We start from the raw sequence: 25,964 nt of genomic DNA on the forward strand, positions 1-25,964 counted from the left end.
CACCCCGGTCAGGCCTGGATTCGGAGTCAAACCTATGCCGGTCCGTATTCACCGAAAAGAACGTGTACTGGCAGGCTACGCAGGATAAATACTCGGATCAAAGTACCTGGGCTCCCGGCACGGCTATTAACGTACTGATCATTCGTTTTGCGGATGTACTGCTCCTGGCCGCTGAAACCGAAGCTCAGTTGGGTAATCTGGCAAAGGCTCAGGAATACGTGAATCTGGTACGGGCCCGGGCCGCCAAACCCGTGAATCTGGTGTACAACTATCAGAATGAAAGCAGTCCGATGGCCGGTTTTTCAACGACGCCTGCCGCGAACTACAAAGTGACCGTTTACCCAGCTGGAACGTTCGCCGGTTACGGAAAAGACAAAGCCTTACAGGCCATTTATTTCGAGCGGAAACTCGAGCTGGCCATGGAAGGACACCGTTTCTTTGACCTTTCCCGGTGGGGCATTGCGGAGCAGACCCTGAACAACTACATCCAGTACGAAAGCAAAATCACTACGGACCTGACCGGTGGTCGATTTACGGCTCCCAAGAACAACTACTTCCCGATTCCCCAGCGACAAATTGACCTTTCCACGGTAAATGGACAGGCCACGCTGAAACAGAATCAGGGATACTAGCGGGTTTTGAATTTAGGGTGGGGAGTTTTGAGTTGCTCATCCCAGACCTGCTCTATAAATATCCCGAAAGCCTCAAAACTTTCGGGATGTTTCATTTAGAAATAACTTTCCGTGATCCTGAAAAGACCTGTATTCATTAGAACAAAAAGTCTAACTTGAATAGATCTTGGTAACAGAATCCTTTAAACCCCAAACACTCATGCAGGCACGTCGTAACTTCTTGAAACAGGCCGGCTTTTTGCTGGCTGGTAGTACGGTTTATCCCTTTCTGTCGCAGGCAAAAGAGCATAACCTAGCCGCCAAGCCTATCGGCATACAGCTTTTTACGGTATTTGAACCGATGAATAAAGACCCGCAGGGGACGCTCAAGCAAATCGCCGCCATCGGGTATAAGGAGATCGAGTCGGCGTTTAGTAGTCGGGGCGGTTATTACGGATATAAACCGAAAGAATTTAAAGCGTTGGTAGAAGATATGGGGATGAAGTGGCGTTCACACCACGCCGTAGGAGCACCCTTCAAGCCGCGTCCGGGGATGAAACTACCGACGGGCTCGGATGGTAAACCCATGACCATTCCGCCCATGCTAAACCTGCGGGACAACTATCAGCAGCTCGTCGACGATGCCGCCGAAGCGGGCCTCAAGTATCTGGTGTGTGCAAGTACGCCCGTGGCCACGATGGACGAGATCAACAGCTCCATCGAGGTCTTTCAAAAAGCGGGAGAAGCCAGTAAAAAGGCGGGTCTGCAATTTGCGTATCACAACCACGCGACGGAATTCGATCCGGTTGAAGGAGGGAAGACCCCCTACGAAGTCATTTTGAAACAGACGAGTCCGGATTTGGTAAAAATGGAATTAGACCTGGCCTGGGCGACCAAAGCGGGTAAAGATCCGGTGGCTTTGTTCAAGGAGCATCCGGGCCGTTTTCCGCTCTGGCACATCAAAGACATCAAAAAAGATCTAAACGCCATTACCGAAGTAGGAAATGGTGTCGTGGATTTCAAACACGCCTTCGCCGCGGCCAAAACCGCCGGATTGAAGTACTTCTTCGTTGAGCAGGATCTGGCTCCATCGATGGATAGTATTAAAACCAGTTACGAGCATTTATCGAAGATTTTGGCTTAGATACATTAGTTTATGAAATCCCGTCTAACCTCTCGGGTAGGCGGGATTTTTCAATGAATACAAATGCTATTCTTTCCGTATGAACAACGTACATCGTTTCTGGGTGATAGGCTTGAGTTTGCTGATGGGTTGTGGTCCGACTTCGGAAACGAAGAAAGAACCCGACGGAGCCGAACTGGTAGCAACCCATTGCTCGGGTTGTCATTTGCCCGTAAAACCCGAACAACTGGACAAGGAAACCTGGCTGAAGCACGTCCTGCCCGCGATGGCTCCAAAACTGGGTATTCCCACAACGGCCAACGGCGAGTACTATCAGGTGGCCAACAACCAGCAGAAATCAGCATTGTCTTTTACCGAATGGACGCAACTGGTGGCCTATTTCGAAAAAAATGCTCCTGATCGTCTGAAGGCTGCTCCGAGAGAAGCGTTAAAGCAGGACTGGTCCATCTTTGCTTTGGAAAAGCCCAGCGAATTTCCGGAATCGGCACTGACCACTATGGTGCAGTTTCACGAGGGAAAAATCTACTCGGGGCAGAATGGGCAGCCAACGCTGTATGCCTGGGATAAGACCCTGCGTCGTTCGGAAGCAGCGACGCTGAACTCTCCCGTTGTGAATGCGGCCTTTGTGAGTCCGACGGAAGCAGTCGTTACGACAATTGGTACCTTACTGGCGGTAGATCAGCCCGTGGGAGAGGTGGTGAACGTCGATTTGCGGACGAAGAAGACGAAGGTCATCGCGAATGCCTTGATTCGACCTATTCAATCGGTACCCGGTGATTTCAATAAAGATGGTCGTACGGATTGGATCATCTGCGGATTTGGTCACAATCAGGGAGGTTTGTATCTGTCCGTACAACAAGCCGATGGCTCGTACCAAACCCAGCCGATTCGGGCGGAGGCCGGAGCTACGCAGATCGTTGTAGATGATTTTAATAAAGATGGCTGGCCCGACTGTATGGCCCTGTTTGCCCACGGGGATGAAGGCCTCTGGTTGTTTACAAACGATCAAAAAGGTGGGTTTGAAGCCCGCAACGTACAGCGATTTCTACCCCTGGCGGGGTCAACCAGTTTTCAGTTGGTTGATCTGAACAAAGACGGTCAGCTGGATTTGGTATACACCAGCGGCGACAACAGCGATTACTCCAAGATACTCAAGCCTTACCACGGGGTATATACCTTCATCAATCAGGGAAGCTTCAGGTTTAAACAGCAGTGGTTTTATCCCGTTAACGGAAGTACGAAGGTGATGGCCGCCGACTTCGATCAGGATGGTGACGTGGATTTGGCCACCATTGCCTTTTTCGCCGATTTCAAACGTACGCCTGAAGAAAGTTTCATCTACTTTGAGCAGGAGGCCAATGGCCATTTCGTGCCGCACGCCGTACCCGTTCACGCCTACGGTCGCTGGATTTGTATGGACGCTCAGGACTGGGATGGTGACGGCGATCTGGATATTGTACTGGGAAATTATAGCCGTGGCTTCAATAATCAGGATGACTATAAGCCTAACTGGAATATGCAGTTGCCCTTCATTGTATTACGAAATAAGACCAGGAATTGACCGCCTTTGCGGGCTTTGACTGGAAAATCTCCGCTGAAACCGGGGGAAGCTGTTATTTTTGCAAATCATACGTCTGCCGAACAAACGCGGCAGCGATGGTTTTTCCCCAGCATGAAGTCACTTACCATTGTCAACCGCCACTATCCGCCCAATCCCGGTATTACGGGCGAATCGGCCTGGGATTTAGCTCAGGTACTGATTGAAAAACATGGCGTTGAGGTACACATTGTTCATATTGACCGTACGTACGACGGGGGCGGAGCCGTCCGCAAACCCGTCGGTCATACGCACGCTGTATCGACGATTTACGAGGGAAAAAACCCACTCTTCCGATTCATTGCGGGGCCGCTCGATGGCTTTCTGCTGATTCGGAAGGCATTGAAGCTAAAGAAAGGGCCTTTGCTGGTTATGACCAGTCCGCCCTTACTTCCGTTCTGGGCTTCGCTGTTTTTAAAGCGGAAAAACTGGATCCTGTGGAGTATGGATTTATTTCCGGAAGGTTTTGCCGCCGACGGGAAAATCAAACCAACCAACCGCCTGTACCGCTGGATTCTCAAGAAAACCTACGAAAACGCTCCCAAAGCCCTGATTGCTCTGGGACCAAATCAGGCGGAGCTGTTGCGACGTAACTACCAGCAGTCCATTCCCACCATCCTCTTACCCTGTGGCGTACTCGTGGATCAGTCCAGGGATAAAACCCGACCCGACTGGCATTCGGATGATACCAAAATTTACCTGGGCTACGCTGGTAATGTAGGGGAGGCTCATTCAGCAGAATTTCTGGAAAGTGTTATTCGTCAGTTTAATCCAGAACAACAGCAATTAGTACTGGCCCTGTACGGCACCAAAGCCGAAGGACTACTGAAACTGGCCGAAGGAAAATCAGGGATTACGATACTAAAAAACATTCCCCGGGCCCAACTTCATTGGCTGGATATACAGCTCGTTAGCCTTCTGCCGCAGTGGACGCACATTGCCGTGCCATCCAAAGCCGTGAGTGCCATTTGTTCGGGTTCACCCATTCTTTTTTGCGGTAGTAAAGAAGCGGATACCTGGGAACTTCTTCGGGATGCTGCCTGGTTAATCAATACCGATGAAGAGCTGGATTCTCAGGTAAAACAGGTGTTAGATTCACTGACCCATTCGGAGATTGAAGATAAAAAACGCTCGGCCCGACTCGTTTCCCGCAGACTCAACGAAATGGTCGATCAGGCGTATCAAAGCATAGAAAAATTGATTTAGTAGAGTTTTGAGTCTAGGGTTTTGTGTGTAGCGTTACGGCTGCTCTTTCCGAAGTCTGCTCTTTCGGATTATAAATCTGGAACAGCGGGGAACAGAAACAACGAAGGAAGCTAAATCAAAACCCAAAACCCTTTTAAGGTTAACTACCTTACGAACGCATGAAAAAAACAGTATCCTACGTACTAGAGCCCGAAATTGCTCTGGATACGGACCGTTTTCGGCAGTTCATTGCCGATGAATTTAGCTTACCCTTGGAGGCCAGCGACTGGCAGGTACGCAAGACCCGGCAGTCCGTCGATGCCCGAAGTCGACAGGTAAAGATTAACGTCGAAGCCGAAGTTTTCATCAACGAAACACCCCAACCGCAACGGCAGTACGAATTCTCGTACGGTAATGTGAGCCAGGCTCCGGCGGCAATTGTCGTGGGAGCAGGCCCGGCGGGACTGTTCGCGGCTTTGCGGCTCATTGAACTGGGCGTTCGTCCGCTTGTACTGGAACGCGGGAAAGACGTGCGGGCCCGTCGTCGGGATCTGGCTGCAATCAACAAAGAACATCTGGTCAATCCCGAATCCAACTACTGCTTTGGCGAAGGCGGGGCGGGTACGTATTCCGATGGAAAGCTCTATACCCGTTCTAAAAAACGCGGGGACATTCGGCGTATCCTCGAAATTCTGGTCAACCACGGGGCTGTCGAAGATATTCTGGTGGAGGCCCACCCGCACATTGGCACCAACAAGTTACCCAATGTCGTGGCCGCCCTTCGCGAACAAATTCTGCAATCCGGAGGAGTAATCAAGTTTGATACGAAAGTCACCGATTTTATCCTGGAAAAAGGAGAAATGCGGGGCGTTATTACCGCTGACGGGCAAAGCTATACGGGGCTGGGCGTCATTCTGGCAACGGGACATTCTGCCCGGGATATTTTCGAACTCTGCGAGAAACGGGGCATCCTGCAGCAAGCCAAGCCTTTTGCGATGGGCGTGCGGATCGAACACCCGCAGTCGCTGATTGACCAGTTGCAGTACCACCGGCCCGATCGGGGCATTCTGCCCGCTGCCTCGTACAGTCTGGTCGCTCAAACGCAGTACAAGGGTGTTGAACGGGGCGTATTTTCATTCTGTATGTGTCCAGGTGGTTTTATCGTTCCGGCGGCTACGGCTCCCGGCGAGCTGGTCGTCAATGGCATGTCGCCTTCCCGCCGCGATTCCTACTTCGCCAATTCAGGCATGGTGGTAGCCGTCAACGAGCCCGATTGGAAAAAATACAGTAAACACGGGGCTTTGGCCGGACTCCGCTATCAGCAGGAAGTGGAGCAGCAAGCCTGTCAGGCGGCGGGGCAAACACAATTGGCACCTACCCAGCGGGTACAGGATTTCCTGACGGGTAAGGTATCGTCCTCGCTGAACGAGACTTCGTATCAGCCCGGACTGGTCGCTCTGGATTTATCGAGCCTGTTACCCGAAACCATTGCTCAACCCCTGAAGCTGGGCTTACAGGAATTTGGCAAACGCATGCGGGGCTATGCCTCCAACGAAGGTCAGCTCATTGGCGTAGAAAGCCGAACGTCTTCACCCGTACGGATTCCGCGGGATCGCGAAAGTTATGAACACGTACAGGTTAAACGACTGTATCCTTGCGGAGAAGGGGCCGGATACGCCGGAGGGATTGTCTCGGCGGCAGTAGATGGCGAACGTTGTGCTGAAGCCCTGGTCGATCGTTACCGCCGCTAAGCCGGAAAACGGGCGGGGAATGGTTTTCGGGAATCAAAAGTCAAGATAAAAAAATGAGTGCCCGAATCCGAACAGTTTCAGTAACTTATGTACCCAAACCACGGGTGAGTTCCGCAAAGTATGTGCTGATTTCAGTCAGGAAGACGTATCTTGCAGGGCACACCCCGAAATTTCCTCACCAATATGAATCTGACTACGGCAACCTTCTCTGAATTTTCCCAGTCACTCAGCCAGCGATTGCAAGAGCCGCTGCCGGGTGAACTGGCCCATCAGAAAATGGCTTCCGGCAGCCGGACTCGCTTCAAAATCCAGCCCAACGAACGCACGCGGCAAAGTGCCGTTTTGATCTTATTTTACCAGTATCTGGGTAATATCTACCTGCCTCTGATTCTCCGGCCTAAGTACGAAGGGGTGCACGGCGGTCAGATGGCTTTTCCTGGTGGACGCATGGAACGAACCGATAAAAGTTTGATTCATACGGCCTTACGCGAAGCTCAGGAAGAAATTGGAATCAAAGCCAGTGACGTAAAGATCCTGGGTTCACTCACCAAATTGTATATTCCACCCAGTAACTTCTGGGTGTTACCGGTCGTCGGAACCCTGCCGTACCGCCCTGATTTTTATCCGGATCCCGTAGAAGTCGATATGATCTTCGAAGTAGAATTAATGGAGATGATGAATGAAGGCATTCTCGGTACCGAAAAACGCGAATCCAAAGGCTTCGTTTTCGACGCTCCCTATTACCTGTTGCAGGAGAATAAAGTATGGGGTGCTACGGCCATGATGATTGCCGAATTATTGGTAGTCGTGCATGAAGCCCAGTAGAAGGAAATGAGTAAATTTTATATACAATTCTGAAGGAATAAGCGATAGGTGGCGTAAAATATTCATTAAAATTCACTATCTTTACCCATGAGCAGAGCAGTCTGCTTCAAAAAAGGTACGATTCATCTGAAGTACTGACAATTTCCATATATACATTAAATATCAGGGAGTTAACAGGGCAGATCCTTCAAAATACCAAGTGTTTTACCCCACGAATGGGGTCTGCTTCCCATTCGATTTGAACCCGTTTTTTACCCATGTCCGAAGCACTCGAACAGGAAGAATCCTTGCATCAGCAAATGTCCGTCGATGGGCTGTATGAGCAATGGTTTCTGGAATATGCCTCCTATGTGATTCTGGAGCGGGCTGTCCCCGCTATTGAAGACGGATTTAAGCCCGTACAACGTCGCATCCTGCACGCCCTTCGCGAGCTGGATGATGGCCGTTTTAATAAAGTAGCCAACGTCGTTGGGGCGGCCATGCAGTATCACCCGCACGGCGATGCCTCGATTTACGATGCCATTGTAAACATTGGTCAGAAGTCCCTGCTGTTTGATTGTCAGGGAAACTGGGGCGATATCAATACGGGCGATAGTGCAGCCGCAGCCCGGTACATTGAAGTACGTCTGTCAGCTTTCGGTAAGGAAGTCGTCTTCAACGAAGATACTACCGAATGGCAACTGAGCTACGATGGACGGAAACGCGAGCCGGTTACGCTACCCGTTAAATTCCCTTTACTACTAGCCCAGGGCGTGGAAGGGATTGCCGTCGGGCTTTCCACCAAAATTCTGCCCCATAACTTCATTGAACTTTGCGAAGCTTCCATTGAAGTGCTGAAAGGGCACTCGATTTCCTTACTGCCGGACTTTCCGACGGGAGGTATGATCGATGCCAGCAACTACAATGATGGGCAACGCGGAGGCAAAGTACGGGTACGGGCGAAAATCCGCGAGCTGGATAAGAAGACGCTCGTGATCCACGAAATTCCGTACGGCACCACGACGACTTCCGTAAAGGACTCGATCATCAAGGCCAACGATGAAGGCAAAATCAAGATTCGTAAAGTAGAAGATCTGACGTCGAGAAACGTGGAAATTCACGTGCATCTGGCTCCGGGCGTATCCCCGGATATTACCATCGATGCCCTCTACGCCTTTACGGAATGCGAAGTAAGCATTTCGCCCAATGCCTGTATCATCATCGGCGATAAGCCCGTTTTTTCTAACGCAACGGATATTCTGCGAATTAATACCGAGCAGACCAAGGACTTGCTACGGCAGGAACTCGAAATCCGGAAGAACGAACTACAGGAAAAAATTCTCTTTTCTTCGCTGGAAAAAATCTTCATCGAAAACCGCATTTACCGCAAAATCGAGGAATGCGAAACCTTCGAAGCGGTAATTGCCACGGTGGACAAAGGGCTAAAGCCTTATAAAAAGAATTTCTACCGGGAGATTGTGGAGGACGATTTGTTACGACTGCTGGAAATCCGAATCAAACGTATTTCCCGCTACGACGCTTTCAAGGCCGACGAAGTAATGAAACGCCTGAATGATGAGCTGACGGAAGTGCTCGATCACCTGGCACACCTGACCCGGTACGCGATCGATTATTACAAAAATCTGCTGAAGAAATTTGGCAAAGGTCGCGAACGTAAAACCGAACTCAAAAACTTTAATACCGTATCCGTGGCCGTAGTGGCGGCGACGAATGCCAAGCTGTACGTCAACCGTGAGGATGGATTCATCGGTTTTGGATTGAAGAAAGACGAGTACGTCTGCGACTGTTCCGATATCGACGACATCATCGTTTTCCGCCGCGACGGCAAGTGCCTGGTGACCAAAATTCAGGAAAAAGTATTTGTCGGGAAAGACATTATTTTCTGCAGTATATTCCGCAAAGGAGATGATCGCCGGGTGTACAACCTGATCTACAGCGATTCCAAATCCGGAGTTACCTACGCGAAACGGTTCTGTGTAACGGCCGTAACCCGCGATCGGGAGTATGACCTGACAGCGGGTAATCCAAAGTCTAAATTACTCTGGTTTACGGCTAACGACAACGGAGAAGCGGAGACCGTAGAGATCAAGTTGACGGCTTCCTGTACGGCCAAGGTGAAGCAGTTTGAATGGGATTTTGCTAAACTCGCCATCAAAAACCGCGAAGCACTGGGGAATCAGGTGACGAAATTCCCGGTTCGTAAAGTTGAACTCAAACGTACGGGAGTATCCACGCTGGGCGGCGTAGACATCTGGTACGATGCGACCATCAGCCGCCTCAACCGCGATAATCGGGGGCAGTACCTGGGCAATTTCGAAGCGAAAGATTCCATCCTGGTGGTGTACAAAGATGGCAATTACGAGTTGACCAGCTTTGAACTGACGAATCGTTACGAGCAGGATCAGATCTTGGTGCTGACCAAATACACCCCGGAAACGGTGATCTCCGCAGTTCATTACGACGCTGCCCAGAAAAACCATTTTGTGAAGCGTTTCCACATCGAAACGACTACGATCGATAAGAAATTTCAGTTTATCAGCGAGGCGAAAGGTTCTAAGTTGCTGATGGCGAGCGTAGACGCTCATCCGCGAATCGAGGTAGCTACGAAGGAAAAGGACAAAGGACCCGTCGAGAAAGAGGAAGTGGCCGTGGATGAGTTCGTGGAAGTACGGGGCTGGAAAGCCCTGGGTAATAAGCTCTCATCGCATAAAGTGGTAGAGGTGAAAACGCTGGCTTCAAAGCCGGTGGAAAAGCCCCAGGAAGTGAAAAAGATTCCGATTGAAACCGAAACGGAACCTGAACATTCCTCCGAAGAAAAAGTTACTGAAGAACAGGATGACACGGCTCCGATTAATCAATTAGATTTGTTTGGTTAGGCAAAGCTTCCGAGCTTAGGGGAGCCAAGCCAGCCAGATCCGGTGCTAGACAAATTTTCGTATGGTAGACCGAACGCTTCTTTTCCGGGCTTCACGTCGCGTGAATACCACCGCTTACTGGGTAGCCAGAATTACCAAGTGGGCGATGAAAGGAGCGTTTGCGGTTCTAATGCTGGTTTTGCTCTGTAATGCCTGGGTCGTCCTGAGTACGCAGGGAAAGAATTATTACTTTATCAAACAGCTTCCCACCAACGATGTGGGGCTGGTATTAGGGACAAGCAAGTACATTGCCAACGGTCGCGAAAATCTGTTTTTCAAGCATCGCATGGAAGCAGCGGCCCTGCTGTATCACGAGGGTAAAGTAAAAGTGTTGATTCTGAGCGGTAATAACGATTCGGAATACTATAACGAACCCCGCGATATGGAGGACGCTCTGGTGAATTTGGGCGTACCGGCCAATATCATTCAGCACGATTTTGCGGGACGCCGCACCTACGATAGCATTGTGCGTTGCCGGGAAGTGTTTAAGCACAAAAACGTTACCGTGATCTCACAGCCTTTTCATAATGCCCGGGCCTTATTCTTAGCCGATCAACTGGGGGTAGATGCGGTCGCTTTTGCGGCTCAGGATGTCCCGAATGGCTATTCGCTGAAAACGCTGGTTCGGGAATATCTGGCCCGACCGAGAGCGGTGATGGATGTTTTTTTCCTGAATCCCTCGTTTGCCAAAACGAACCAGCCCATCGAGAACGAACGTCGGAAACGGAAAATGGACGATACGCTATAAAACGTTTGTTTCGGACCGATACAAACCTTTATCTCCGCAAAACCCGGGCCGTTGGTTCGGGTTTTGTTACTTTTGCGGGAATTTAGTACCCTATGAAAATCATTGAAACACACGCTCATTTGTACGATGAGCAATACGATACCGACCGCACCGCCATGATTGAACGTGCATTGGCGGCTAGTGTAACGGAATTCTGGTTACCCAATTGTGATTCCGAAACCATACCCGGCATGATGGAGCTGGCTCAAACCTATCCGGGCCAGTGCCGACCCATGATTGGACTGCACCCTACCTACGTGAAGGAAAATGTGGAGCACGAATTACAAATCATGCAGGAATGGCTGGAAAAAAGTGCGGATGCCTTTGTGGCCATTGGCGAAATCGGGCTGGACTTCTATTGGGATACCACCTTCGCCGAACAACAGAAAGCGGCCTTTTCCCATCAGCTTGGCTGGGCGAAGCAGTATCAATTACCCATCGCTATTCATTGCCGGAACGCCTTCTGGGAAACCGTTGAACTCATTGAAAAGCACAATGACCCGAATCTGCGGGGTATTTTCCATTGTTTCTCGGGTGGGGTAGAAGAAGCCCGGAAAGTTGTGGAATTAAACTTCCTCTTGGGCATCGGTGGCGTAGTGACCTTTAAAAACGGTGGACTGGATAAAGTGATTCCGGAAGTAGGTCTGGAACATCTGGTACTGGAAACGGATGCACCCTACCTGGCTCCGGTACCGTACCGGGGCAAACGCAACGAACCCAGTTACCTGCCACTGATTGCCCAGCGAATCGCAGATTTGAAGCAGGTACCCGTCCAGACCATTATCGAACAGACGACCGCCAATGCTCTGCAATTGATTCAGTAAGGTTTTTTGTGTATCCCCCAAAAACGATTACTTCCTTGAAAATCATAAAATTAGATACGGCAGCTTCGGCTTCCTCCCCGCTTTCCGTACTGGTTATTTACACCGGTGGAACCTTTGGTATGGTCTACGACCGTCGGCTGGAAACGCTGGTGCCCTTCAACTTCGAACAGATTCTGGAACGCATTCCGGAATTGGCTCGCCTGCGGTTTTCCATTTCCGTACTCGTGCTGGACGAACTGCTCGATTCTTCGAACATGGTACCCAATAACTGGCTGGAAATCAGCCGGATCATTGGTGAGCATTACGAGCAGTACGACAGCTTTGTGATTGTACATGGAACGGATACCATGGCGTATACGGCTTCGGCACTGAGCTTTTTGTTCGAGAATCTGAATAAACCTGTGATTCTCACCGGGGCTCAATTGCCCATTGGAGCTGCCCGTACCGATGCCGTTGAAAACTTCATTACGGCCCTGGAAATTGCCGCCGCCCGCGATGAGCAGCAGCGACCCATGGTGCCCGAAGTAGCCATTTATTTCCATTCGTACCTGCTACGGGGTAATCGAGCCCGGAAACAGGAGAGTAGTCAGTTCAACGCGTTTCAGTCGGAAAACTATCCGTATCTGGCCGAAGCGGGCGTGACTATTGATTACAATCGACCTTACATTCGTGCCTACGACTCCACAAAGCCCTTTGCTGTACACGAAACGCTGGATGCGAACGTGGTGATTTTAAAACTCTTTCCGGGAATTTCGCCTTCCGTGATGCACAGTATTTTCTCGATTGAAGGATTAAAGGGAGTGGTGCTCGAAACCTACGGAGCGGGAAATGCCCCCACGGCTCCCTGGTTTTTAGAAACGCTGGAAAAAGCGACCGATCGCGGTTTGATTTTACTGAACGTTTCGCAATGTACGGGAGGACGGGTACTGCAGGGGCGGTACCAAACCAGTAAGTACCTCAACGAGATGGGTTTAGTCAGCGGAGCGGACCTGACCTCTGAGGCGGCAGTGACCAAACTGATGTTCCTGCTGGGGCAGTACGGCGACGATTCTGCGATGATTCGTCAAAAATTGACGGAATCTTTACGGGGAGAATTAAGCTAAACACTTGCTTTTGGCTCTTTTTTGTTTGTATCTTGCGACCCCAAACAAACAGAGGGGTGTCCGAGTGGTTGAAGGAGCACGCCTGGAAAGTGTGTATACCTCTCAAGGGTATCGAGGGTTCGAATCCCTTCCCCTCTGCGAAAAGCCTGATTATCGAATCGATAGTCAGGCTTTTTAGTTACGCACAAATTTCTGCCAGCGTATCTGCTTCGTCTTCTATCATCTGTTATCTATTAAGGAAATAAGCTCCTCAGAAAAGTTTTGTAACCCATAAGTTGCTCAATAATTTCTAAAGTTGAATAGCCCATTGTGTCTTACCAAAGGCGAATTAGTTCAATTTTAGCAATAATTCCACCTACTCAGATTCCTGGTTTAGGTATTCAACTCGTTACAGAAAGAGCAGCATCATAGGCAGTTGAAGCAAAATATAATCTAAAGTACCCGTAAAAATTTATTTGTTTGAGAAGATTGAAGTTTATAGAAAATTAGGTAGTATCTACTAAAAAAATAGTTAGAAAGCTAGTTGAATCTTTATGGTTTCGTTAAATGATCGGAAATGCTGCCGTCAGATGATTCTTCTTTATAGTAACATAACTACATTATTTATCTAATTTATGCGTAATTGGTGGGCATTACTAGTCGTTTGTGACTATACGTTTTAACCCTACTTTTAACAAGCCGCTTTACGTGTATGAAATCTTTTTTACAAATCACTCCAACGCATCTTACTAAAACATTTTTGCAAGCAACGACTCGCAGGATTACTACCGCCTCTCTTTTTCTGATTGGCTTTACTTCTATCCAGGTACAGGCTCAGAATAATATGGGGATTGGTACTGCAAGCCCGGATGCCTCTGCCGTTCTCGACGTGGTAAGTACGAACAAGGGGGTACTCGTCCCCCGCATGCTTGATTCCGAGCGTCTCGTGATTCCCAATCCTGCTACGGGCCTGATTGTTTATCAAACCAATGGAACGGCTGGCTTTTATTACAACGCGGGCACGCCGGCTACCCCGAGCTGGATTAAACTCAGTAGTGGCGTCGTCGCAGTGGCCGACGGTGGGACCGGAGCAACGACGGCCTCGGGTGCCCGGACGAATCTGGGGCTGGGAACCTTAGCTACCTTGAACAGCGTGTCGAGTAACGAAATCACGAATGGAACCATCGTAAACGCCGATATTAGCAATGCAGCAGGCATCGATGGGTCCAAGATAGCCGGTAACATTGAGGGAAAAGCAGTTAACGTAACAGGAGTCGTTCCCCTGGATCATGGAGGTACGGGACAAACGACCCAGAGTGCAGCTCTGAATGCCTTATTACCCACCCAGAGTTCGAACAGTGGTAAGGTTTTACAAACGGATGGATCAAATGCCACCTGGGTTACCCCGAGTACGGGCGGCGGCCAGGTTTTTGCCATCACTACGTTCAATCCGATTACGCAAATCGTGGAGCAAAAGGCGATTATGCTTACCGCTACCAGCGGGCAGCAACCACCGTTCATTATGCCGGCTTCGGGTACTTGCGATGTGATCTATTTAGAGGACGTGTCACAGGCAAATCAGGCCAGCACGGAATGTAAAGCAGAATTATATAAAAACGGGGTAGCCACCGGATTGGCAGTTCGGGTCGTATCCGCTACGACGTCGAATGCCAAAACAGCGGGCTCGGCAACGGGTTCGGTCTCTTACGTAATGGGTGATGTACTGACGTTCGGCGTATCAAGTACGAACACTACCCCTAACGTTCGCATGAATATCTCCATGCGTTGCCGCTAAGGTAAGCTTACTACMAAAAATAAATGCATCTCCTACAAACGGACGGTGTCAGGCTGGGAATCTTATCCAGCCTGACACCGTCCGTTTTTGGGTATCTCATCCACCGATGCTTTGATCTGGTCCTGACGAAGTAACGAATGAGGTTTAGTACCGGGCTTGGGGACGTCTGGCTTTCCCATCAATCGTCCGTCCGTTTCTCAATCGCTTCGATAACCTCAATAATCACCTTCTACCGATTCATGGATTTTAAGGCAAATCCCCCGCATGGTTTTTTTAAGTATAAGTATCTACTCAGTAACCCGTAAATATAATGTGGTAAGTTGCTGATTAACAGTAGATTAATGTTGAACGACGTACCGATTTGACCGTTTGGTACACTCGGATTTTAAGGTACAGGTCGTTAGAATTTTCTAATAACCCTAAAACAAAAGAATCATGGAACACAGTGTGGATGGCATCAAAATTGACTTGCAAACGGTGGGATTCAAGGAGTCTCCCGAGTTAGTGACCCAGGTAGAAAACGAACTGCGACGCCTCATGCGTTTTCGGCAGGATATCGTAGCCGCTGACTTCTACTTCAGTGAAGATGGCCGCAACCCGGAAACCAATAAAGTGGTACGCTGGCGTCTGGGCGTGCCAGGGAAAGATCTGTTTGCGGAAGCGAACTCGGCTTCGTGGTACAGTAGTCTTCGGGACGCGGGAGAAAAACTTCGCCGCCAGTTTGTAGACTAAGCTTACTTCTTTGAGGTCTATTCAAACGTCTGTTTTTCAACAGACGGAGAACGACCTATGCGTACACTAAATAAAACTTCTCACTAATACACTCTTCAAAACAGAAAGCTTATGACCCGATTTAATGTAGATCATTTCAATGCCTTAGCTCAAAAAGAAGCAACTCTTTGCGTCTCCCTCTATACCCCCACCGAAAAGATTTCAACCGATGGGCACCAATCAAGTAAAATTCACTTCAAAAACGCGTTGACTGAAGCCCGGAACCAGTTGCTGGAAGTCCATGAAATGTCAGAATCAGATGCCGATTCATTTTTGGCGGAAAGCTTTCAGTTACTGGACGATCAGGAATTCTGGAAATATAGTTCAGATATGCTGGCGTATTTCATTTTTGATGGCGAAAGTGTGTTTTACAAACTACCCTTGTCCATCGAATCACCCATTTGTCAGGTAAACCAGCGGCCCTACCTGTTACCGCTCATTCCCGAGCTAAACGACGACGGACACTTCTATCTGCTGGTATTAAATCTGAAACAGGTGAGCCTGTTTGAGATGACCCGTTCTACCATTGATCAGATTCCTCTGCCCGATTCAGTCTCGGTTTCCTATACCGAAGAAATCGAAGACGCGGATAATCAGAAAGCCCTGCAACACCGCAGTGGCATTGGCGAAGCGGGAGCCATGTTTCATGGACAGGGAAGCGGGTCGAGCGAAGCCCGGAAAGCAGAGATTCTACAGTATTACCATCGGCTGAGTACGGACATTGAGGCGATTCTGAACCAAAATCCATTGCCATTGCTACTGGCGGGGGTCGATTACCTGATTCCGCTGTACAAACAAGCCAGCAACTATACCCACGTGGTCGAGCCGTATCTAACGGGCAGTTATTCGGAAGACGATACCCTAACACTGGCAACCGAAGCCTGGCAGCTGATGGAACCTCAATTCGTACAGGACCGTCTCGACCGAAAGGAGAATTACGGCCTTTTTGCCGCGAAAGGGCAGGGAGGGGATGACGTGGAAACGGTGATCCTAACCGCTCTTAGTGGTGGTGTCGATACCCTATTCGTTCAGGCTCAGGAAGAAGTATGGGGAACGTACGACGCGGAGAAATTTAGCCTTACTGTGGAGGAGTCGCCGAGCCGCAGCAATTATTCCTTGCTCAACGAGGCCGCCCAAAAGACCATCGCATATGGTGGGAAGGTGTATCTGGTTGAGAAAGACGAAATGCCAGCGACGGATTCCATGATCGCGGGCATGTTCCGCTATCCCCTGACGGAAGTCAATCAGGAAACCGAGAACACCCTTTAAATCACGTCAAAAACAAAACCAGAGTTAACCCGATATATTATGCGACAACCGCCCCAAAACTATAAACCCATTGAAAATTACGGAATCATCGGCAATATGAAGACGACCGCCCTGGTCGGTATGGATGGTTCGATTGATTTCTTATGCTTCCCCCGATTCGATTCCCCGAGTGTCTTTGCCCGTATTCTGGATCACCAGAAAGGAGGCCATTTTTCGGTAGAGCCCCAGATGAAGGAGGTACAGCATAAACAGCTGTATCTGCCCGAGACGGCCGTGCTGATTACCCGCTTTTTTTCGGAAGAAGGCATCGCTGAGATAACGGATTATATGCCCGTTCGAAATGAATCCGAACGGAGTTACAACGCCGTGGTTCGTAAGATCAAGGCGGTCCGGGGGACCATCAAGTTCAAAATGAAAATGCAGCCGCGGTTTGATTATGCCCGCGAAAAGCACTCCGTTGAGCCCAAAGGGGAGGCGTTGTATTTTAAAGCGGACGACGGTACCAAAACCGAACTTCGTTTACAGGCCAGTTTTCCATTGGAGGTACGCGATGGAGATGCCTACGCCGAGTTTGAACTGAAGGAATCAGAACGGGCGTTGATCGTCCTGGAATCCATTGATGCGGGGAAGGAAAAAGACCTCGCCGATCTGGCTTTCTATGCGGAAAAAACGTATTTCGATACGATCAATTTCTGGCGTAAGTGGGTCAATCAAACGACCTACAAAGGCCGCTGGAAGGAAATGATCTGTCGGTCGGCGATTACGCTGAAATTGCTCACTTCGACGGAGTTTGGCTCGGTAGTAGCGGCGGCAACCTTTGGCTTACCGGAGGAACTGGGCGGCGATCGGAACTGGGATTACCGCTTTACCTGGATCCGGGACGCGGCCTTTACCATGTACGCTTTTCTGAAACTGGGCTTCAAACAGGAAGCCGCTGATTTTCTGCGTTGGATTATCGAACAGGATAAAAACCGCGATCTGCACTTGCTGTACAAGGTGGATGGTACGGCCGACATGGAAGAAATCGAACTGACGCATCTGGAAGGCTATAAGCAGTCGGCTCCCGTTCGCATCGGAAACGAAGCCAACAGTCAGTTGCAGCTGGACATCTACGGCGAACTCCTGGATACGATCTACATCTTCAATAATTACCACCAGCCGATTACGTACGAATTGTGGGAAATCATCTGCAAGGAAGTCAAAATCGTGATGGAACGCTGGCGGGAAGCCGATCACGGCATCTGGGAAATCCGGAACGAAGAGCATGAATTTCTGCACTCCCGACTGATGTGCTGGGTGGCCATGGACCGGGCCATTAAAATCGGTGTGCATCGGTCATTTCCTTTTCCCCATCAGGAATGGGTGCAGGTACGTGATGAAATCTACCAGGACATTTACCATAACTTCTGGAATGAAAAACTGCAGTGCTGGGTACAGTTCAAGGACGGAGACAAAGTGGCCGAAACCGTGGACGCCAGTGTCTTGCTGATGCCGCTGGTGCACTTCGTCACGCCCGATGAGCCCCGGTGGATTTCCACGCTGGAAGCCGTCAACCAGCATTTACGACTGGATGTACTGGTGTATCGCTACGATAATGAGGTTTCCGGAATCGATGGCTTAGAGGGCGAAGAAGGTACGTTTACCATGTGTTCATTCTGGTACGTGGAATGTCTGGCCAAGGCTGGTCGACTGGATGAAGCCGTTGAGAATTTCGAAAAAATGCTGGGGTACGGCAACCACCTGGGATTGTTCGCGGAACAGATCAGCAAGAAAGGCGAACACCTGGGTAACTTCCCGCAGGCCTTCACGCACCTGGGCCTCATCAGTGCCGCTCTGGAACTCGATAAGAAACTAAGTCGCAAAAATGGCTAAGGCGGTATAGCCTTGCCAGGGTGAGTTCTAGATAGTTCTTACGCTTCTGCAATCCGGGTCTGCCCTTCATGGAAACGTTCATGAAGGGCAGACCCGGATCTTTTATGGCAGGAAGCCAAGCCGGTTCACGACGCACTTTCCTCAACCGAAGAAGTCAAAAGCACAAGTCAGCCGGATTGGGTGGGAAGACGGTTGAAAGGCGAACAACTTTGTATCATCCCAATCAGGAATTTTCAACCGATCAACCATGATACAAAAACGTTTTGCTTTAACCCTTTTACTCGCTACGGCGGGCTTCTGGATAGCCGCCCGTACGGCCGACATCCTCGCCGATCTGCGGTTAAAAACTGAAAATATTCAGGAAATCAGTATGGATGCCGTCACGTCCGATGGGCTGAGTGTACCCTACGTGCCCTACGAAGGCAAGCAGTGGGCGAAAGCCCTGTCGGCTCCCGCCAAGGTGGAGGCGGTTAAAGCTCTGGGCCGAATTGTAAGGGCCTATACCGAAACGGAAGATTTCCGCAAGCGATACGATCAGTACATGCAGGAAAAGTATGACGTGAGTACGGATCAAACGCAACGGCTCCAGTCGGATCAAAACGCTCGTCAGCAAATGAGCGAACAGACGGAGGCACTGGGCGGATCGTACGATGAGATGGTCCGTCAATCGACGCAGGCGATGGCTCAAATGGAACCTTCGATGTTACGGATGGTGCTGAAAACCCAGATTGAAGGCCTGGTAGAAGGATTGAACGGAGCTGAAGGAGAGACAAAAACCAAAGGGGCTGCCGAGCTGACCCAGCTTAAAAAGTTACAGGCGATTACCAATCCCGCAGAATTCAAGAAACAGTACCTGGCCTACTATACCCAATGGATGAACCAGCAGATCAAGGAAGGAAATGCCCGAATGGTGGAGGATGAGGAAGAAGCAAAGGAGAAAGCCGCCGATTATCAGAAACGCCTTGCTGAATACAAAGCCCATGCCAATCCGAAGCTTGCTCTGAAGGAACGATTACGGGAATGCATTACCCTCATCGAAAGTGTGGACTTTAACGCCAGACTCATCAAAAAGGGCTCCCGACTGGAGTTCGAAAATCCCGACTATCGTAGTAAGTCCAGCACCTGGAAAACGGTATTCCGGATGGGACAGGAACCCGCAATGGCCGTCCGGGATTTCGCCCAGGTTTGGCTTAAGGAGTTAAAATAGAAGCGTATGGAAACTGAGAAGGTCCCGTATAACTCACGTATACGGGACCTTCTCGGTATTTAATCCTGACTGTCGCGAAGACTTAATTTTTGAGTTTGTCTACCCGCAGCATGTAGTTGTACCCGCCCTGTAGTTCCAAACCGGGCGTGGTTTTACCCGTGGCCGGATCGTATTCCCACACGTAATCCTTACCCGTTTCGGCGTTGGACAGGATATAGGCTTTGCCGTTATCAATCGTTACGCTTTCGAGGGTTTCGGAATTGTCGTAGGGAATGTCGCTGAGCTTTTTCGTAACCGCTCCGGTACTCAGATTGACGATGGCAAAACCGTAGATGTGGCTGGATTTTGAACCACTGGCTGCGATCTTGGGATCTTCGTACTTCACTACGGCTTCGCCATTGCCGATATTCCACATCGCAAACACCGAGCCGCCCAGTGCATCACTCAGATTGATTTTAAAGCTGGCATCAAACTCGGTCGTGCCGTTTTTGATACGGTACAATACCGAGGGCAGTTTCATACTGCTTCGCGACGAACCCGGCGTAGCCAGGTGATACAGATCGCCGCTGCTGGTTACGAACGAAGCCGGTTCCCACATGCTGATCCCGCCCGCTCCGGTAGTTTTGTCATCCTGTACCACTTTGGAAAGCGTCATGGCCGGATAATCGAATACGCCTACATTAACCTGGCGGTAGGCCGCGGGCCAGTTGCCTGTATACATAAATCCTACAAACAGTTTGCCCTTCGTATACTCCGTCGTACCAATGCTCAGGTAGGGAAACCCGGTTGGGCTGGCGGGTACGCTCAGTTCGCCGTTCGTGATCGCCAGCGTCGTGGCATTGACCACCGAGTATAAAATCTTGTTGCTGTCGCCATTTACGCCAATCAGCACCAGCGTATTGTCATCCACCCAGGTGTAGCTGCTGACGTTCTTTTGGTAGGTAAAGGGCACTTCCTTCACGGCCGTCAGCTGGTTGTTTTCAAACTTGAATTTCGAAAATTTTCCGTTGTTCGAACTGGTACTGGGGTAATAGTAAAAGCCACCGTGGGGAATGATGCCGTAATCGGCCTTGCCCGTTACTTCCACGCCATTGCCGGACAGGCTAAGCACGCCCGTTTGGAGGGAATTGGTACCGACTACGTACTGGAAGGTATTGGGCCAGCTACCCACTTGAAGCCACACGGCGTAGTCGGGAGCCTGATCGTTGGCGGGCTCTTCAGCGGGACTGTCTTTGCTACAGGATTGGAAACCCGCCAGGGCCGTCAGCAGCAAAAGGGACGAAAGAGTTTTGTGAAACAAACGCATACGTAAAAATGGATTAGGAACGAAAGGAGTTATTGAATGAAATAGCGGAGCTTCACCCCAAAGGCCCGACCCGGTTTCTGCAGCCGGAAATTGTCGTAGGCCAGAGCGTTTGCCAGATTCCGGCTCTCGAAGGAAATGTTGTACTTCCCGTTTTCGCGGGAGTAGGTGAGGGAGGCGTTCTGGATGAACTGGGTCGGAATCCGGTTGAGGCTGGCCTTGGTACCGAAGGCTTCCCAACTCAGGTAAAACCAGTGGACGTACTGAGCCCCCCAGTTCAGTTGAAGTCGGGTGTTTTTGCCCAGTAAATTGTTTTTCCCGAGGCTGATGTCCGCATTACCGAAGGCCCAGGGTTGATTGGGAATTTTGTTGAGGTACGTAGCCTCGGGCGTACCCGTGGAGCCCGGTGCGTATTTGGTCGTGTTGATGGCGTTCTGGTAGCTGCCATTCACCATGATACTCAGCAGGTGGTCGTAATCGTAGCGAAACTCGGCTTCCAGTCCGTTCACGCGTACTTTGGACGTATTGGCGTAGCGGCTTACGGCCCGGTTGGATTGATAGACAACGGCGTAAATGAAATCGCTGGCATCGCGGAAAAACCAGGAGGCTTCGGCAAAAAAGTGATGCTTCTGCACGCGTTTATTCAGAAAAGCTCCCACGTTCACGTTATGACTGGCCTCCGGCTTCAGATCCAGATTGGCAATGATCGTGTAACCGTTTCCGAACATTTCACCCACTTCCTGCAGGCGGTACGAGCGTTCGTACGAAGCTTTCACGCCGATTGATTCCGAAATCCGGAACCGCGAGGCAATACCGTAGCCCAACCGGTGAATGAAATCCTGTACGCTGGACGTTTCGCCGGATGTATCCAATGCCCGATCTTGAGCAATGGACATGCCATAATATTTGCCGAAATACGTCGTCATCCACCGCTGATCGAGCAGATTTTGCTGATAGGCGAGTCCCAGTAGGTGTTTTCCGAGTACACCTGGACTGGCGTCTCCGTCCTCCACCAACTCGTTATACATTTTGTTTTTAACGTGATCGAAGGTGTAGTTGACGTTGATCGAATGCTGATCCGTCAGGGCATAACTCGCATTGACCCGTCCGAAGGTTTTGGGTCGGATCACCCGATTCAGGGAACGGCCATAGCCAATTTCTGCCTGATTGGTCTTCACCCGCGAACCGTCCCAGGCGTATTGATAACCCGCCGTATCGACCACTACGTAATTATCCACGGAACGTGACAGAAAGGCGTTTACGTCCAAACCCTGGACCAGAAAGTTGTTTTTTCGGTACCGAACCGACGTATTCCAGGCATCGCCGTGGCGGGTCGCTGCTCCGTATACAACCTCCTGCCGGGTTCCCGTCTGAATATCCTGAGCCGACGTGTTATACGAAGCTCCCACAAAGAAGACGTCGGCCCACTTTTTATTGTTCACTCCGACTTCCAGTTGTCCCATGGCCGACTGAAACGTATCGTGAAAACGACGCAGGTCTTTCCTAACGTAGACTTCCCGGTCGGCATCCCAGATTTCGATGCCCCGCATGATGTAATTGTTGTCGGAGTAATTGTAGAAGGCATTGGCCCGTAGCGTGAGGCCCGTTTGGGGGTGAATGTACTGGGCCGTAAGAGCCGCCCGATGCGTGTTGAAGGAGCTGTAACTGTAGCTGGCATCCAGGTAGTTACGGATCTGCTGATTGGTGATGAGGTTCACGGCTCCGCCCATCGCATCCGAGCCCAGTGATACCGGCACGACGCCTTTGTAGACTTCGATACGCTCGGCCAGATTGACGGGAATGGTATTCAGCGTGAGCGAACTGCCCATGACTTCCAGCGGAATACCGTCAATGAAAAACCGGACAGCCTTCCCCGATAAACCATTGATGGAGAAGTTGAAATCCGAACCCAGACCGCCCTGCTCGCGTACCCGAACGCCCGTTGTGCGGTTGAGTACCTGGTTCATATCCACGTTGGTATTGGCAAACAGGCGGGTTTCGATGGCGTTGACGGCGAAAGCCTGTTCCTTGACCTGCTGGTTCTCGGTTTTGCCCGTTACGACGACTTCGTTCATCGTGCGGGAATCGGCTTTGAGAATGAACGCAACGGATTGTCCGGCCCGAACTTCCTTGGATTGCGGAAGAAAACCCACCCCCGAAGCCGTAATCGTCAGCAATTCCGTCCGGTTTACCCGAAGCTGAAAGGCCCCCGTCGTATCCGTGGTGGTCCCGAGGGCAGAACCTTTTACGCGAATGCTGATCCCCACGAGGGGCAGCTTGTCTTCGGAAAGAACCGTACCCGAAACGGTCGGTTGGGCCAACGACCGGAGAGTTAGGAAGAAAAGAAGGAAGAAAGAGGTAGAGATAGACGCTTGCATGGGGAAACGAGAAGGGGAAACAACGCCTTCTCATCTCCTAGTTGCATAAACCCGACTATACCGAAGCTGGGAGAGAAATAAAATGCGGTCCGTGAAACGCGGCAGCCTTAGTCAGACGTTTGGCCGGACGCTTCCTTCAGTTTTTCGAGCCGTAAGAGGTAATCCACGGGGCCTTCGATTTTCAGCCCTTTCTTCAGGCTCTGATCGTTTGGATTATAGACCCAGATGTAATTGTCGTCAGGTCCGGCATTGACAGAAATGTATACCAACCCCCGATCCACGAGTACGCAGCTACGGGCACTGCCTTTGTCCAGGGGTAGAGCCAGTTTACGCGTCGTTTTTTGATTCAGGTCTACCACGTAAAATTCCAGATGCGGTACCTGATAATGGTCTTCCATGGTTTTGAAAAGCTCCTGGCGTTCACTCCGCACAATCGCCTGACCTTTTCCAATGTACCAGAGCCCATACGCGTGATTGTGAATAGCGGAGGCTGAAATATTGAAAAAGTACGTAGAGTCGAGGTTCGCTTCGCCCGCTTTGATTCGGTAGATAGCCGTTGGTTTCTGGGGGTGATTGCCTAACGCAAAGCCCGGACAGGCCAGAAAATAAAAGTCTCCCTTTTCGTCAGCGAACGTACTGGGCTGCTCCGTATTGATGCTTCCCGGATACGTCGATTTCGTGTCTTTCTGCGTACGGATGAGCCGCATCGAAGGATACGCCAGCGTACTCACGTAAAGCGTATCGCTGGTGGTATACTGACCGGGGCGACCGGATACCGTGTGATACGTATAGCCAACGAAGAGCTCGGAACCCCGAAAGTGACTGAATCCCACCGACATGGAATGTAAGGCCCAAAAGGCAGGGATAGGGGTAATTTCCCCGTTTGGGCCTGCATCGTACGGACATCGACGCGGGCGTACTGCAATTTGGAAATTTTACGATTATATGAAATCAGGAAAAGCGAATCCGGCGTGAGCCAGTTGTAGTTTTCAATGAAGGACATCTCAGGCAGTGCCACAGAATCCTGAGCCGTAAAGTGCTGATCAATCAGCCGATGGCGGACCAGATAGCCGCTCTTCCGGTTCATGTGGTAGTAATTGCCATCCCGCTCGATCAGCTCCGCCCAAAGCTGGGGAATCGGGACCGGAACGCCTTTGCTGAGGGGATCAATATGACCGGAATCCAACTGATCCGTACGGACGATGTATTCCCGGGCATCCCCGGACCTCATGACATAAATTCCGTACGTTCCTTCCGGGTGGGATTGGTGGCAGCCGATCAGACCAAGCAGACTCCAGAAAACAAGTAAAAACCTCAGGTGCATACAGCTACTTCAAATACCCCATTCATCCATCAGTTGCCGTTTGGCGACGGGCGGAAGGCTCTGGAGCGATTTTTCTTTAATGACCAGTATCTTTTCGTGATCGGCTCTCTGGCAGGTGTAAAAAGCAAAGTACGTTTCCCCTTTCTGGAAAGAAAAATGTTCGGGCGATTGCTCGATAAACGAAAGCTGCACGTCTTTTTTCGGCTGAATCTCTAAGAGACCGCAGAAGTTAATAATGCCCGCCTTCGTGACCTGGACCTTGCTTTCGGGACCCGCCGCCAGGGTATAGTCCCGGCCCGAAATTTCCTGTAACTGAGGGGTAGCTGGCGTGTGCGGGCGATACAGCAACCAGCCCAGACCCAGTACCACCACGCACGCGGCCGCGACGGAGCCAGGCAGCGACCACCGGGAAAGCCGACGCGGTTTCGCCGAAGGCAACTCCTGCTGAATTTCCGCCCACATTTCCTGCTGGATGGTTGCTTCGTCCACGAAAACGGGGAACGAATCATCCACGTCCGAGTCATCCAGCAGCCAGTTTTCTACGGCTGTCTTTTCCTCGGGCGTACAGTGTCCACGGTGGTATTTTTCAAGGAGTTCCTTCGTAACCTTCATGATAGCTTTTAGCGAAAGCCAGGGTTCTTTTCGGTAAAAGTAGCATATCAGAGGTCTTACCGCAGTACCAGTCGGATGAAAAAATCAGAGGGCGTATTCGGGTAAGTTCGTTTTCAGGGAAAAGAGGGCTTTGGAGATGTGGTGCTCCACGGCCCGTTCCGAGATCAGGAGATGAGAGGCAATTTCTTTGTTGGTAAGGCCCTGTTCCCGGCTCATCCGGAATACCCGCTGGCACTGGGCGGGCAGCCGTTCGATAAGGGCGGCGAGCCGTTCCGATAAACTCTGGGCCAATACTTCGTGCTCGGTATAGTTCTGGGCCTGCACTTGCCGGGAACCTAGGTGCTGGAGATGTTGCTCATGAATTTTTTCGTTGCGAAAGTGTTCGAACACCTTCAGCTTGGCTGAGCGAACCAGGTATTTTTCAACGGACTGTGTAATCTCAAGTTCGTTTTTACGCTCCCAAAGCGATTTGAAAATATCCTGCACCATTTCCTTTACCAGTTCCGGATCGCCGACGGAATGGTAACAGACCGCATAGACCTTTCGCCAATACAACTGATAGATTTCCTTGAAGGAATCTTCAGTAATTCGCGTAGGGCTTGAAGCCGGGGACAGAGTAGACATAGGGCAATCGATTCGCTTCCGAACAGGATGGGGCAAATATAGAGTTTTATTTATAATGATTCCAAATAGTCATTAGGTTAATAATGGA

Annotated in this window: 21 protein-coding genes and 1 tRNA gene; 16 read left to right on the forward strand and 6 right to left on the reverse strand. The window is 50.4% G+C overall.

All coding sequences use genetic code 11. The annotated features are described in order from the left end of the window. The 16 genes from BWI97_RS02665 to BWI97_RS02740 form a co-directional block, all read left to right on the forward strand. Window positions 1-632 (forward strand): RagB/SusD family nutrient uptake outer membrane protein (locus BWI97_RS02665; protein WP_233207737.1); only part of this gene is annotated, 632 nt, incomplete at its 5' end. Between the two features lie 199 nt (window positions 633-831). Beyond that, a complete protein-coding gene (locus BWI97_RS02670; RefSeq protein ID WP_102199944.1) occupies window positions 832-1,755 on the forward strand; it encodes a sugar phosphate isomerase/epimerase in 924 nt (307 codons plus the stop codon). A gap of 79 nt (window positions 1,756-1,834) precedes the next feature. Then, a complete protein-coding gene (locus tag BWI97_RS02675; protein WP_102199945.1) occupies window positions 1,835-3,316 on the forward strand; it encodes a VCBS repeat-containing protein in 1,482 nt (493 codons plus the stop codon). A 111-nt stretch (window positions 3,317-3,427) separates the two neighbouring features. Continuing rightward, the gene (locus BWI97_RS02680; protein ID WP_102200038.1) at window positions 3,428-4,558 is read left to right on the forward strand and encodes a hypothetical protein; all 1,131 of its coding nucleotides are present in this window, start codon (window positions 3,428-3,430) and stop codon (window positions 4,556-4,558) included. Between the two features lie 158 nt (window positions 4,559-4,716). Continuing rightward, entirely contained in the window at window positions 4,717-6,288 is a 1,572-nt protein-coding gene (locus BWI97_RS02685) for an NAD(P)/FAD-dependent oxidoreductase (RefSeq protein ID WP_102199946.1), read from the forward strand. Between the two features lie 189 nt (window positions 6,289-6,477). Further along, entirely contained in the window at window positions 6,478-7,113 is a 636-nt protein-coding gene (locus BWI97_RS02690) for a CoA pyrophosphatase (RefSeq protein WP_094808943.1), read from the forward strand. A gap of 257 nt (window positions 7,114-7,370) precedes the next feature. Continuing rightward, window positions 7,371-9,989: a DNA gyrase/topoisomerase IV subunit A gene (locus BWI97_RS02695; RefSeq protein WP_094808893.1), complete on the forward strand. Its 2,619-nt coding sequence runs from the start codon at window positions 7,371-7,373 to the stop codon at window positions 9,987-9,989. Window positions 9,990-10,050: 61 nt separating this feature from the next. Beyond that, window positions 10,051-10,776 (forward strand): vancomycin high temperature exclusion protein, encoded by a 726-nt coding sequence (locus tag BWI97_RS02700; RefSeq protein ID WP_176454127.1) that lies wholly within the window; start codon window positions 10,051-10,053, stop codon window positions 10,774-10,776. Window positions 10,777-10,868: 92 nt separating this feature from the next. Further along, the gene (locus tag BWI97_RS02705) at window positions 10,869-11,639 is read left to right on the forward strand and encodes a TatD family hydrolase (protein WP_102199947.1); all 771 of its coding nucleotides are present in this window, start codon (window positions 10,869-10,871) and stop codon (window positions 11,637-11,639) included. 26 nt (window positions 11,640-11,665) lie between these two features. Continuing rightward, entirely contained in the window at window positions 11,666-12,742 is a 1,077-nt protein-coding gene (locus tag BWI97_RS02710) for an asparaginase (RefSeq protein ID WP_369826528.1), read from the forward strand. Window positions 12,743-12,792: 50 nt separating this feature from the next. Further along, window positions 12,793-12,880 (forward strand) — tRNA-Ser (locus BWI97_RS02715). 553 nt (window positions 12,881-13,433) lie between these two features. Beyond that, complete coding sequence (locus BWI97_RS02720) at window positions 13,434-14,516, forward strand: hypothetical protein (protein WP_146010855.1); 1,083 nt, start codon at window positions 13,434-13,436, stop codon at window positions 14,514-14,516. Between the two features lie 435 nt (window positions 14,517-14,951). Then, on the forward strand, window positions 14,952-15,248 hold the full coding sequence (locus tag BWI97_RS02725) for an HPF/RaiA family ribosome-associated protein (RefSeq protein ID WP_094808896.1): 297 nt from the start codon (window positions 14,952-14,954) through the stop codon (window positions 15,246-15,248). 111 nt (window positions 15,249-15,359) lie between these two features. Further along, entirely contained in the window at window positions 15,360-16,556 is a 1,197-nt protein-coding gene (locus BWI97_RS02730; protein WP_102199949.1) for a hypothetical protein, read from the forward strand. 39 nt (window positions 16,557-16,595) lie between these two features. After that, entirely contained in the window at window positions 16,596-18,428 is a 1,833-nt protein-coding gene (locus tag BWI97_RS02735) for a glycoside hydrolase family 15 protein (protein WP_102199950.1), read from the forward strand. Between the two features lie 247 nt (window positions 18,429-18,675). Further along, the gene (locus BWI97_RS02740; RefSeq protein ID WP_094808899.1) at window positions 18,676-19,635 is read left to right on the forward strand and encodes a hypothetical protein; all 960 of its coding nucleotides are present in this window, start codon (window positions 18,676-18,678) and stop codon (window positions 19,633-19,635) included. A gap of 82 nt (window positions 19,636-19,717) precedes the next feature. On the opposite strand, the gene BWI97_RS02745 is transcribed toward BWI97_RS02740, so the two are convergent. The 6 genes from BWI97_RS02745 to BWI97_RS02770 all read right to left on the reverse strand — a co-directional run bounded on the left by BWI97_RS02745 (window position 19,718) and on the right by BWI97_RS02770 (window position 25,876). Next, on the reverse strand, window positions 19,718-20,941 hold the full coding sequence (locus BWI97_RS02745) for a DUF4374 domain-containing protein (protein ID WP_094808900.1): 1,224 nt from the start codon (window positions 20,939-20,941) through the stop codon (window positions 19,718-19,720). A 29-nt stretch (window positions 20,942-20,970) separates the two neighbouring features. Further along, a complete protein-coding gene (locus BWI97_RS02750; protein WP_102199951.1) occupies window positions 20,971-23,316 on the reverse strand; it encodes a TonB-dependent receptor in 2,346 nt (781 codons plus the stop codon). A gap of 107 nt (window positions 23,317-23,423) precedes the next feature. Continuing rightward, entirely contained in the window at window positions 23,424-24,155 is a 732-nt protein-coding gene (locus tag BWI97_RS02755; RefSeq protein ID WP_102199952.1) for a DUF4374 domain-containing protein, read from the reverse strand. Beyond that, entirely contained in the window at window positions 24,044-24,640 is a 597-nt protein-coding gene (locus tag BWI97_RS27340; RefSeq protein ID WP_146010856.1) for a hypothetical protein, read from the reverse strand. The genes BWI97_RS02755 and BWI97_RS27340 overlap by 112 nt, the downstream gene beginning before the upstream one ends. A 9-nt stretch (window positions 24,641-24,649) precedes the next feature. Then, window positions 24,650-25,252, reverse strand: a complete 603-nt coding sequence (locus BWI97_RS02765; RefSeq protein WP_102199954.1) for a hypothetical protein — start codon at window positions 25,250-25,252, stop codon at window positions 24,650-24,652. An 84-nt stretch (window positions 25,253-25,336) separates the two neighbouring features. Then, complete coding sequence (locus tag BWI97_RS02770) at window positions 25,337-25,876, reverse strand: RNA polymerase sigma-70 factor (protein ID WP_102199955.1); 540 nt, start codon at window positions 25,874-25,876, stop codon at window positions 25,337-25,339. Between the last annotated feature and the right edge of the window lie 88 nt (window positions 25,877-25,964).

Source organism: Siphonobacter sp. BAB-5405, assembly GCF_002872335.1.
Taxonomy (GTDB): Bacteria; Bacteroidota; Bacteroidia; order Cytophagales; family Spirosomataceae; genus Siphonobacter.